Genomic DNA, 11,822 nt, shown 5'->3' on the forward strand with positions numbered 1-11,822 from the left:
GGTATACAAAAGTTCTAATGCACAGTAAGAATCATAGTTTGATCTTATAAATTGTAGCGCTAAGTCCAAAAAGCCTTTGTTTTGAATGTCTCTCTCCCGAATCAGAGCTTTCATAAATGTCGTATACTTATTCGCATCCGGACCTTTCGCTTTGTATTTGGCCAGTAATCTCTGACTTTCTTTTTCAAGAGGTTTGAGCATATTCAGGTATTTGACACAATCGTCGTTATTTTTCGAACCAATTACAACGGCCCCTTTAATATGATCGGTGTTTGATAAAACCTGAATGAACGGGTTGGAAGATATAAGATAAACAGGCAGCTCATCACGAGCTTCTACCTGTGAGGATGTTAAACTTTTATGATAAATCCTAAGAAATACCTTTACCGGCAGGTTGTTCTTCAGTTTAAATGAAAACTGATTATTGATGACGAATGTAGAATCAACTATTTTAAAAACAAGACCTGTTGTATCTGGATATAGTAAATATATTTTTGCAGAGTCATTGAGCTTTGTCAGCATGCCTTGAATGGTGACACTCTTCTGAGCCATTATTGCTAATGGCATTAAACAAATTAGAATGACTATTATTTTTCTCATTATTGGTACAAATTTAATACACCATGTTCAATTTTTAAATCGGGTCTAAAGTACAATATACCTGTTACGAAATGGCGGGTAAGCTGGTTACCGTTGGTGATAACAACGTCCGAATCAAAATCAGGTTGTTTTTTCAGGAGTCTGCCAGATTCAGCATCCAAAACATAAAAGTTTAATAGAAAAGGACCATCCTCTCCGTACTCGCTCAAAAATACGTCATATTTTTCATTCTGCGGACGGGTTTTCAAATCACCGTAATTTAATGTTCTAATCAGTTCTATGGCGCTGTAATAATTAATGCCATTTTTATCTATCGTTATTTTGGTAACATTACTTTTCTTTTTTTTTCGCATCGTTACCATCAGCCATCCAAAAAACCACACCAGCAGTTAGGTCAGTACAAGCATTCCTGTTTTTAAACCGATTGAAATATGTCTTGAATTAAAAACAAGTATCGTTGATCCTATCATAGCAACGGGTAAAAATACAGACATCAGCCACCCAAATCCTTTGATGAACGAAGTGAAAACGTGGGAATGCCTGGATGTTATTTCGAGGAAATTGCTTTTCGTAAATGTAATTTTAAATGATGTACCTGTACAATGTGGTCGTATTTGATTTTATGTAAAAATAAAAGATACAACTAATAAGACAAATCTGCCCAATCTATCGCATTCTTTCCAAAGTTGTTCAAGCCACAGTCAGATTCAAGCACCTCTTCAACCAGTTAATAGGAGATTTTCTCACCTTGCCAACCAGTACTGCGAAGAAACTGTGCCCAATTAAGACTATTCTGGTTGGTTTTCCGACTCCATAACAAATCACGATCTCTGCCGAAATAACCATATTCCACTGCATACTCTGCCATCCCTAAAATATCATTCACCAAAAGCTCATTCGAGCCAAAATCCGGAAAATAATGAAGCATATTCTCTCTGGTGAATGCAGAACCATAAATAGCTTTCTTGCCTGTAACCCGAACAAAAGTGTCTACCATTTCCTGAGGTGAAATAATATCACCAATTACTGGTAAAGACTTACCGGCATATTGACCCGGATTAGAAAAAATCTCCAAAACGGCTGGCCCAGTAGCAGTAAGGGGATCAACAAATGGCGCACGAAAATCTTTTGGTAGATAAACAGGAAATACAAGTGTATCCCCCTCAATAATAGGAGTATAAAACTCCATAAAATTGGTGTAGAAAAAAGCCATGTAGATAAACGAGCTGGTGATTGGAAGCGTACGAATATATTCCTCAATCATAGCCTTATCTGTAAAATGAGGAGCAAACTTTCTCCCTTGCGTAATTTTATCTACATTTTCCAAACTGCTAAAGACAATATGCTTAACCCCTGCTTCAACCGCTGCATCTGCTAACTCTTTACCCAACTCCATCTCGTGAGTTTGAGGGGGAACAATACTTGGTGTCATCATGAAAACACCATCTGAGCCACGAAATGCTTCAACGAACTCTTTTTTATATCCCAGGTCAAGTGGTACACTCAGAAGTTCAACTCCCTGTTCGGCCAAACAAATCGCTTCTGGTGAATCAACCCGTCGGGTAATTCAGCGTACCCGATAACGCCCACTCTCTAAGAGTGTATGCGCAGCACTGCGTCCTTGTTTACCCAAAACACCAACTATTGTGATCAGCGGTTTATCTTCTTGTTTCAATGCTTTATTTGATTTTAAATCCGATACCATTCTTTTATGATTTAAGTGAAATCTTATACTATAAAAATTATAGTTGCAAAATTATTTTTAGCACACTACATTTGCAATAACTATCCAAACAGATAGGTTAAAAAAAATGCCGTATGAAAACAGAGTGTATTGGTGATTACGTAAAACTAAAGGGAAAAGTTTATCCATGTACGATAAGTCTTGCAATGGATTTGATAGGTGGCAAATGGAAAGCGGTAATTCTGTATCATTTAAAAGATGCTGAAAAACGTTATAGCGAGCTTCGCAAAGAAGTACCAAATGTGACCGAAATGACGTTGAGTTTACAGCTCAAACAATTAGAAAAGGATGGCTTAGTATGGAGGAAAGTATATGGCAAAAAACCTCCTATTAAAGTTGTTTACAGTCTAACAGACTTTGGAAAAACATTTATACCAGTCCTGGAAACCATTACCAGCTGGGGAAACCAGATCGTTTTAGAAAAAGGTGAATTCGTCAACAACTCTTTTTATAATGTTTCCGGTATTCAATAATATTGAAAAATGTGTTTTCATCTTTCGCTTCTTTATACTCTCCAAATATGGAAAAACCTAGCTTTTCTGGAATTCTCCTACTTGCTACATTTTCCTTATCAACAGGATAAATCAAATAGTTGAATTTCAAATTTCCTTCTATGAAATTGATTAACTCCCCGACAATTTCAGTTCCAAATCCGTGACCATGCACGTCTTTTTTCAACCAAAGCCCTAACTCTATAGATTCCTCAGAGATATTGTGAATGCCACGGCACCCTAAAAAAGCTTCACCATCTTTGTGAATAGAAGAGAAAACAAAATCGGTACCATTGATTAAGCCTAGTTTAGCTTTATCCAAAAAACCTTGAACTTCCCTCTCATCACCAATAGGTGTATAAGGCATATACCTAGTAATCTGAGGCGTAAACGCTCTAAGGATCTCATCCTTATATTTATCAGATACAGATATCAGGCTTAATCTTTTGGTTTCTATTTTTATTTGAGACCACATAGGTTATTATATCCCTTACTTCTTTTTCAACACCCCCTCAAATTCAATTTGGAAAGCTTCAGCGAAAATAGTCATATTCTCCGCTACTGATTTCTGATCATTGATCCAGTCCAACTGGATCTCCAAGGGAACTTTAGCATTTTTTAGATTCAACACCAAATAGTTAAACGAACCACCCTCATTTTCTTCCTCTCGGATTGCGTAACTGCGTAATCTGTTCCAGCTATAGAAATAATGCTTATACCTAATACCCTTAGGATTCAGCTCCAATACTACTGCATTACTAAATGCATTCCAGATACAATAGGCAGACAAGAGTATCCCTGCAGCCAGGAAAAACCAAGCCAATGAAACACTTCCATCATCTTTAAAGATGAAATAAAACATGCCTCCCAATACCAATGTCACGACAGCAGCAACAGTATATGCCACTTTATGTTTTTTGAATTGTACAACGGTTAATTCCGAGGTGTTGGTATTCATAATAGAGATTCCTTGTTTGCATAAATTACCTTTAAGGTATTGATAATTCCAATTATTCCATAATTCTCATAAATTACAATGCTGGTCAAAATCCCTCACCTCTATCAGCGCAAAACCCAAAAGATTCAAGCACCTCTTCAATCTATGCTTTAAACTATTGAATCATCAGGGTTATAAATTTATTTTATCAATATATTGTATCTTTCAAAAAAAAGATATGAAGAAAACCAAACTACTAATTCTAACCCTATTTATTGCCAATTTCAGTTACGCACAAACCACATTAATGGATAGTTTAATTCAAAAAAACTACTCCACCTTTAAAAAAACAATAACAACGCTTTCGAAGGCAAAGGATGGATTGCCCTACAGGATGAAATCACCAAAAACAATTCGGTATTATTGGGCGAGATACATTTCACCAGTGAAGTCCCTTACTTCACAAACGCAATTATCAATACTATTAAGTTCGATAACTATATTATGGAAATTGATCCATATACAATCAACACCATATCAACAAAAATTAAATCCTTATCCCCTGCTGAACTGGACAAATTCCGTAATGAATCAGGTTCAGCGTTATCTTTTTTACAAGGTGAAGCTGAGTTTGATTTATTCAAAAACATTGTTCAGCAGAATATCAAATCATATGGAACTGAGCAAATTAGTTTATTTTCAGACCGGTTACTGCTTTCGGAATTGAGTAAACAATCCAAAAATGCGAAAGCAAAAGAAATTTATAAGCAAATGATCGCTAATTCCGCTGCTTATGACACAAAAAATAACACCACTTTCTATTTGTTCTCTGATGATTGTCTGGCAAAAATGAACACATTGAGCGCCCTGAATTTATCAGCCAACGAGAAAGAGCAGCTTGAAGCATTAAAATTAAGCAGGGAACTATATTTAAATCGAATTCATCGTTTAAGAATTCAATACATGAAACACCTGGTTCTTGAAAAACTTCCTGAATGGAAAGACAAGAAGAATCTTTTCAAATTTGGTGCTAATCACATGCCTAAAGGAGAGAGTTTAATGGAAGTATTCAATATTGGCAACCTGGTTTCCAATATTGAAGAGGCAAATTACAGGAAGTCATTACACATTATGGTCATGGGAAAGGAAGAAGGTCAAACATTGGCTGATTTAGATGAATATAAATCTTTCTTAACCGTCGTAAAAGATGACAATTGGTATGCTTATGATTTAAAGCCATTGAAACAAGCAATCTCTAAAAGAAGCTTAAAATAGAGGATTTGGGAATGGAAAGAATTATAAAAGGTTACGACTATTTGGTTTTCATTCCAAACGTGACTAAAACCCCAAAAACGGGCAAAAAAAACTATTAAATCTGCTCAAGCAGCTGGCTGTTTTATAGCAGGCTTACTTGTATGATTCACTCAGATCCTTTTAATAACTTTATGTTGGAATGATGAAAAGCCTCTGGCTTTACCACATTCCAACATAAATAATAACAATGAAATCAAAAAACGCCTCGAATGGATAAAGCTTTATTGCTCTGTCACTGAAACTGCTTCCTGAGCTTTAACCAATTTTCTGATTTTGCACAAACTGGTTTCTTTAACCAATTGACCATCTTTGTACACCACCTGCAGTAAAGAATCAGCCTCCTCAGCCACACTACACTGATCTTTGGTGATATACTGGTCTTCTACTTTCTGCAGATTAAGCAAACCTTTATGAGATTTCTTTTTCTGGTCTGTGATCGGATCTTTTTCAATTTCCCTTGGCTCTCCATTCACTTCAACATAGGTAGCTTTGATGGCAAAACCTAAGGTATCCCTGCTGTGGTTTCTTAAAATTCCACCCACGCCGATCACCAGGTTACTGGCTGCATAGCCCATTTCTTTTAGACGGTCAAGGGTACGTACATATCTTTCTAAATACATCCCGTCGCCGTAAATCAGGCCCACTTTAGGATTCAGAACTTTATAACCTTTACTGTTCAGGCTGCTTCCAAATTTCTCATCCAGTAAACGAATGGCACCTTTCCACTCATTACTGCCCTGTTCTGCATCAGGATTACCACAAATGATATATTCCGGATTTCCACTATCTGGTCTGAATACAACTTTACCCTCTCTTTTAAGAATATCTTCTTTAAGGATCTCTGCAAAATCTGTCAGTACTTTATAAACATCGAAAGTATCGGATACAATAGAAACAATGCCAGTAGGATAAAGCTCCAGCATATGTCTGAATGCCCCAATCTCATCTTCTCTCCCAAAAGAACACATTACACTGTGTTCACTTGCAGGTACAGAAAGCAGAATAGGTTCACCATTCACATCCGCATTGTAGAATTCCACTGCGCAAGGCAATGCCGGTACATTGTCACTTCCTAAAAAAGAAAGCAGGTGTGCTACGCCACTAATGGCTGCACCTTCTTCAGAAGCATCACCGCGATATCCGAAATCATGGATCTGGAAATCTTTATCTGGCGCCATCGCCTCTTCGTCGGTTTCATTAAAGTACCGGCTTACAATTTTACGGTATTGATGGCTGCAAGTAGCCACGGTAATGGTATACCACAATTTAAGCAGCAAACTTTCCATAAAACCCACCACCCAGTAAAAATCAGGATGCGTATTGGTAATGGTCATCAGCACATTCCGTACGGGCATAATGGTGCCTTCTTCAACCGCTTTAATTTCAATGGGCAGATATCCCAATTGGCACAGCGCCCTGATTTTAGTTTCAATCTCTTCAGAATTGCTTCCTAGGATCATTTTGCGGTAGGTTAAAAACTCCTCTCCCATTTCCGGAGTAATGGGTTCGGATAAATATCTTTTGATATAATACTGCAGTCCGAAGAAAACAGTCTCGTCAAAGTTTCTGTCGCTGCGTGCGGTAAGGTAAGAATATACTTTATTACATCCTGGGGCATATTGTTCCATATGGCCCATTTTATATACATCTGTTTGTAAAAGGATATTGTTCATGATCGTAGGTTTTGAAATTGAAAAATGTTATAATTTGATTAAACTGGACAATTGAATTCTGCTCACCAGTTCTGTTGTTCCATCTTTTATGGAGTCTGTAGTATAGATATGATCAATCCATTCGCTCAGTTCTGCATCACCGCGAGACATGATGCCATGAGATACGATTAGGCTTACTTTACCGGCATTTCGTTGTTTCAATTCTTTCGCCACACCAATAAAGGTTGCACCGCCATCACAGATATCATCGATGATGAAGCAATCTTTACCTTGAAGATCTTCCTGATCCACCGTAATCTGTTTAATCCGTCCATTGCTTACATCACGTACTTTATTGCACAATACGATATCGCTGGTATAATTTAAAGCCTCTGCCAGTTTATAGATCTTTTTCAATGCACCTGCATCTGGCGAAACGAGTAAATAATCCGCGCGGTCTTTCAACACTTCATTTGCCAGCGTATAATTGCTGATCAGCTCGCAATTGTCCAGCAAAGCCAGCGAAACTTCCGAATGTACATCAAACACATATACTTTTTCAAAACCGCAGTTGTTGATCAGGTTACACATCACTTTGATAGACAAGGGTTCGCCACTCACCATGACCCTGTCCTGGCGGGCATAAGGCAAATAAGGGATCAATACGCTTATGGTTTTAGAGCCGCTCCTGCGTAAAGCGTCTACCGTAAGCAAAAGCTTCATCACCTCATTGGAATCATTAAGTCTTGTAGAGATCAGCACTTCATCTGCACTGCCTTGTAATTTAATGTGTACCTCGCCCCCGCTAAATAAAAAGCTTTTGCTGTCTATCTCTTCAATCGAAGATGGAAATGGGTTGAATCCGGTTGATAAGTTTAATATTTTCATAGATATTTGTGTTACAATGACACAAATTAAATATTTATATTTTTCTTATTCAAATTAATTTGTGTTTATTTTACACAAATTTAATTCATATGAGTTTATTCAAATCAAAACCATTGATTTTCAATTGACTGTATTTATCACCATCAAATGAATAAAGTTTACCCGGCCGGCCCGCTGTCACTGATGGCGCTTTTTCATCCAGTTCGATAACCAACCCCATCGACATCATTTTGCGTTTAAAATTGCGACGGTCTATCTCACGTCCCAGCAATATGGCATAAAGATGCTCCAGGTCCGAGAAAAGAAATTTGCGGTCCAGGAGTTCAAAACCAATAGGCTCATACGTAATTTTCGCCCTTAGTCGTGCTATAGCCTTTTCCACAATGTCTTTATGATCAAATGCCAGTGCAGGCAACTCATAGATGTTAAACCAGGCAGCCTCAGCAGCATCTGTAGAGGCAAAAAGACTAAAATCAGCAGACTTCACCAAACCAAAATAAGAAACAGAAACAATACGCATCCGTGGATCACGGTCTGGTTTTCCAAACGTAAAAAGCTGCTCCAGGTAATTGATTGATATCCCCGCCTCTTCCCTCAGCTCACGCTCCACAGCTTCCTCCAGCGTTTCCTGGTTCAGCACGAAGCCACCCGGCAGCGCCCACTCATTTTTAAACGGCTCTACTTTACGTTTAATCAATAAAACAGAAATACCATTTCCCTGATTATACCCAAAAACAATGGCATCAACAGTAACTTTAATATCTTGTTTTATTTCGAACGTAGTTTTAGTCATTTGAATAGTTGGCTTCCTGCAAATGTATAGATTTAATAAAGAACTGGAGTAATTACACTAACTTGATGAAAATATTGTCTTTAAACAACAATCAGCTTCTGCTTGTTAATGTGCTAGCTAATTTACATCTGTTGCACCTAAAGTCATAAAAACCCAACCATTTATCGTTCAACAACCAGTCTCCATTACAGGAAGGACATTTTCTCAATTTGTCTTTTGCAATTGAAATAGTCCGGTAGTTGTAAAGATAATAATAGGTGGATACCCCGCTCAATTCGGCGATTCTCTTACAAAGTTCCCTACCAACCTGCGAAAGTTGGGATGTAGGATCAGACATTTGTTTTGTCGCCCATTTTTCTCCAACGCCACACCCCATATTCAAGTTATCGCAAGAGATATAATCACCCTCCCAAGATTCAATATCAGTCTGCTCTTTATCTGTCAAACCTTTTATCTTATAAATAGGGACCGCGCCACCACAAGAACCACATTCAATAGCTGAGCCTTCGTTCAGATATGTGGTAAACAACAAATAAGAATCATGTAGATCACAAGTACAGACATCCTTTTAAAATGGAATATGTTCTCCGAGAACTTCGATCTTCAATCTAGAATTACATCCCTCCTCTAAGTTTTTGATTCTGAGATTAACCCATTCATTATTATATATTGAATCCAACGAGTTTTGTTCCAGAGTGGTCTGATAACAAATCAATTCATTCTCTGCAACATATGGAGATTCAAACCCACCCATAATCTGCCCTGTCCGACAAAGACTTTTCATTAACAGAATGAATTCGTCATATAATTTGTCTCTATCAAAATCCGAATTTATAGTTATCGCTATTTTTTGCTTGTACATGAAATGATAGCCCTTTTATACCAATACCTAAGATATAAAAGATATGTCAATAAAAAAGCCTCCGAACAGCTTCCTGAGCTTTAACCAACTGCCCCTGTCTTTACTTGACAATATGAATAATAATAAAAACAGATCGCTTATATTTGGAGTAACCTTAAAACACCAACCATGTTTAAATGCTCTTTACGCTACCTAAGCGCTACTTTAATAACCACTATGTCTATTTGTTCACTCCATGCTGTCGGCCAGGAGATCCCTACAACTATACATAGCGAAAAGATGAAAACCTTTATTGCTTTAGAAAAGAAACTGGGTAGTAAACCCTACCAGCCTGAAGGTGATGTTATCATTCCTGCTGGAATGGAATCGCCGATAACCTACAGACGTACGGAGAAAGATATTCCTGATCTATTGGTTACCTATACTTTCAGTAAACAGGATTCTTTAATGCATCAAATTGAATACGAATGGGATATGACTTACTTTGAGCCGAACCAGAAAACTCAGCCCCTTAAGATTCAAAAAGCTTTTATCAAAAAATATCTGACCTTAGTGGATCAGCTTGATAAAAAACTAGGAAAAAGTAATCAACGCGGCGACTTAAGTGACCTCACAAAAATAGACCTCAAAGGTGGCCTTAGCCGTAGTGATTCGTGGATCCCGAATGACACTACCGAGGTTCATATCTATTCAATATTCAGTAACTATCCAGAAGAAAAAGGCGATGTCAAGATAGATCCGGCTAATCGAATCAGACTAAGTATATCCAAAATGAAAAAACAGCCTCCGGAGCTTAGTGAAAAAGCAATCATGGCTGCTCAAAAAAATTATGACCAGTTCATCATTAAATTACGTGCAGGTGATCTGGAAGGTGCCAAAGCTTATGTTTCTAACTTAATAAAAAGTCAGTTAACAGAAGCGGCATTTAATCTTCTCAAAGCATCCATCAAACCTGGAGGCTTCAAAATCTACTACCAGACTTTGCAAGAAATAAACGGAACCAATTATCTGGTTATTCAATTTGCCTACGACGATGCTCCTGAAAGACCAAAAGAAGTCATAAAGGTTCTCTTTGACAAAGAACATACCATCATCGGTATCCAACCCTTGGTGTGGAAAGAAAAGACCTAACCTATCTCAATTTGGTAAGCATACTTTAATAGTTCAAATTTCTAAATTTCAGTTCCACTATGCTAAAAAACGTACTAAAAAGAATTTCCCAGTTATCTATAAAAGCTGGAGATAGAATATTTTCAAAAGAACAAATTGAGTCTGAATGGTTAGGTAATGAGCCTGCAAAAATTGAGGCTATAGAAGCAACTGAAAAAAATCTCGGTATAAAACTCCCCCAGGATTATAAAGACTTTCTTTTAATCACCAATGGATTTGCAGCAATAAGAAATAATATCGAGCCCAGATTTGAAACTTTGGATTGCATTGATTATTTAATCAATATTGACAGTGATACAGTTGAAATATGGAATCAGGAAGGCCTGGAAGACGTTGGCAAAGAACTGGCAAGAGCAATATTAATTGGAGGTATTAATGAGGAGCAATATTTTCTCCTTATTCCGCAAAAATCACCTGCAGATGATTGGAAATATTGGAAGTTTGCTTCCTGGATTCCCGGTGAAGCTCCCTATGAGAACTTAATTGATTATTTCTCAAACGTCCTGGAAGCTTTAGAAACAGAAGGATAGAATAAGGTTTTTTAGACCTTGCTTAGTGATTGACAAACTAGATATGAACACACTAAGTTCAAAAAGTCAAACTGAAATTAAGTAATAGAATTCTTAAAAGAAGAAGACCTTTGGGAAAGTGTAACAAGGCAGGATCAGAAACAATCTTTGAAGGAGCGTTGGACCTCATCCGTGGTGAAGAAAACAAATGGCTTTCAGCAGAGTATAACTAATTGATAGTTATTGGGAAGATATGCTTTGCACATCGGTTTTGATATGATTAAATTTGCGTATTAACACTTACATTTTGAGTTAGTCAATTTAATAAACTGTAGTCAAATGGGTTATATAAGAGAATATTACGAACGAATCATGAAACTGCAGGAAACAGAATGGGAATTTATAGCTTCTCATTTTGACAGGAAAGTATTTGCCAAAAACCAGGTCATTACCCAGCAAGGCGAAATAGAAAACTACCTCTCATTTGTCGAAACAGGTATCGTTCGGTTTTATATTCCTGATGATGAAAACGAACTAACTTTCGATTTTTGTTTTGATAAAGAGTTTACCTGTGCTTACCATTCATTTTTAACACAAACACCCTCTGATTACGAATTACAAGCATTAACTAACACAGTTGTTTGGCAAATATCCTATGATGGTTTGCAAAAAGTCTATGCACAAACACAAGCGGGAAATTACTTAGGACGTTTGGTGTCTGAAAGACTGTTTCTTGAAAAAAGCAAAAGAGAATTATCGCTTCTAAAACATACCGCCAGAGAGCGTTATTTGAATTTATTCAGCGAACAACCTAATGTATTAAAATTCATTCCGTTAAAATATGTTGCTTCATATATTGGTA

The 11,822-nt window shown here is 37.2% G+C and carries 13 protein-coding genes and 1 pseudogene; 5 read left to right on the forward strand and 9 right to left on the reverse strand.

Features of this window, described 5'->3' with window-relative positions:
• The 3 genes from DBR11_RS24445 to DBR11_RS24455 all read right to left on the reverse strand — a co-directional run.
• Positions 1–600 (reverse strand): DUF4369 domain-containing protein (locus tag DBR11_RS24445; protein ID WP_146186653.1); only part of this gene is annotated, 600 nt, incomplete at its 3' end.
• A complete protein-coding gene (locus DBR11_RS24450; protein ID WP_108555204.1) occupies positions 600–953 on the reverse strand; it encodes a hypothetical protein in 354 nt (117 codons plus the stop codon). The genes DBR11_RS24450 and DBR11_RS24445, both read right to left, overlap by 1 nt.
• Positions 954–1,327: 374 nt before the next feature.
• Positions 1,328–2,167, reverse strand: a complete 840-nt coding sequence (locus DBR11_RS24455) for an NmrA family NAD(P)-binding protein (protein WP_255564150.1) — start codon at positions 2,165–2,167, stop codon at positions 1,328–1,330.
• Positions 2,168–2,418: 251 nt separating this feature from the next.
• Here DBR11_RS24455 and DBR11_RS24460 point away from each other — a divergent pair, with 251 nt between their 5' ends.
• Complete coding sequence (locus tag DBR11_RS24460) at positions 2,419–2,817, forward strand: helix-turn-helix domain-containing protein (RefSeq protein WP_108555205.1); 399 nt, start codon at positions 2,419–2,421, stop codon at positions 2,815–2,817.
• Here the strand turns inward: DBR11_RS24460 and DBR11_RS24465 are convergent.
• On the reverse strand, positions 2,780–3,310 hold the full coding sequence (locus DBR11_RS24465; RefSeq protein WP_108555206.1) for a GNAT family N-acetyltransferase: 531 nt from the start codon (positions 3,308–3,310) through the stop codon (positions 2,780–2,782). The genes DBR11_RS24460 and DBR11_RS24465 overlap by 38 nt on opposite strands.
• Positions 3,311–3,325: 15 nt before the next feature.
• Entirely contained in the window at positions 3,326–3,793 is a 468-nt protein-coding gene (locus tag DBR11_RS24470; RefSeq protein ID WP_108555207.1) for a hypothetical protein, read from the reverse strand.
• A 483-nt stretch (positions 3,794–4,276) separates the two neighbouring features.
• Here DBR11_RS24470 and DBR11_RS24475 point away from each other — a divergent pair, with 483 nt between their 5' ends.
• Positions 4,277–5,047 (forward strand): hypothetical protein, encoded by a 771-nt coding sequence (locus DBR11_RS24475; RefSeq protein ID WP_199233948.1) that lies wholly within the window; start codon positions 4,277–4,279, stop codon positions 5,045–5,047.
• A gap of 260 nt (positions 5,048–5,307) precedes the next feature.
• Here the strand turns inward: DBR11_RS24475 and DBR11_RS24480 are convergent, their stop codons facing one another.
• The 4 genes and pseudogenes from DBR11_RS24480 to DBR11_RS30675 all read right to left on the reverse strand — a co-directional run bounded on the left by DBR11_RS24480 (position 5,308) and on the right by DBR11_RS30675 (position 9,281).
• Positions 5,308–6,759 (reverse strand): nicotinate phosphoribosyltransferase, encoded by a 1,452-nt coding sequence (locus DBR11_RS24480; protein WP_108555208.1) that lies wholly within the window; start codon positions 6,757–6,759, stop codon positions 5,308–5,310.
• Positions 6,760–6,786: 27 nt separating this feature from the next.
• Positions 6,787–7,626 (reverse strand): ribose-phosphate diphosphokinase, encoded by an 840-nt coding sequence (gene prs / locus DBR11_RS24485; RefSeq protein WP_108555209.1) that lies wholly within the window; start codon positions 7,624–7,626, stop codon positions 6,787–6,789.
• A gap of 85 nt (positions 7,627–7,711) precedes the next feature.
• Entirely contained in the window at positions 7,712–8,419 is a 708-nt protein-coding gene (locus DBR11_RS24490; protein WP_108555210.1) for an NUDIX domain-containing protein, read from the reverse strand.
• Between the two features lie 91 nt (positions 8,420–8,510).
• Positions 8,511–9,281, reverse strand: a pseudogene (locus tag DBR11_RS30675) (DUF2310 family Zn-ribbon-containing protein).
• Positions 9,282–9,560: 279 nt separating this feature from the next.
• Between DBR11_RS30675 and DBR11_RS24505 the strand changes: the two are divergent.
• The 3 genes from DBR11_RS24505 to DBR11_RS24515 form a co-directional block, all read left to right on the forward strand.
• Positions 9,561–10,412 carry a hypothetical protein gene (locus DBR11_RS24505; RefSeq protein ID WP_146186654.1) on the forward strand — a complete coding sequence of 284 codons (852 nt, stop codon included), beginning with the start codon at positions 9,561–9,563 and terminating at the stop codon, positions 10,410–10,412.
• A gap of 59 nt (positions 10,413–10,471) precedes the next feature.
• Positions 10,472–10,981 (forward strand): SMI1/KNR4 family protein, encoded by a 510-nt coding sequence (locus tag DBR11_RS24510; RefSeq protein WP_108555214.1) that lies wholly within the window; start codon positions 10,472–10,474, stop codon positions 10,979–10,981.
• 351 nt (positions 10,982–11,332) lie between these two features.
• Positions 11,333–11,822 (forward strand): Crp/Fnr family transcriptional regulator (locus DBR11_RS24515; RefSeq protein ID WP_233260892.1); only part of this gene is annotated, 490 nt, incomplete at its 3' end.

Origin of the sequence: Pedobacter sp. HMWF019, assembly GCF_003061025.1 — a bacterium.
Classification (GTDB): Bacteria; Bacteroidota; Bacteroidia; order Sphingobacteriales; family Sphingobacteriaceae; genus Pedobacter.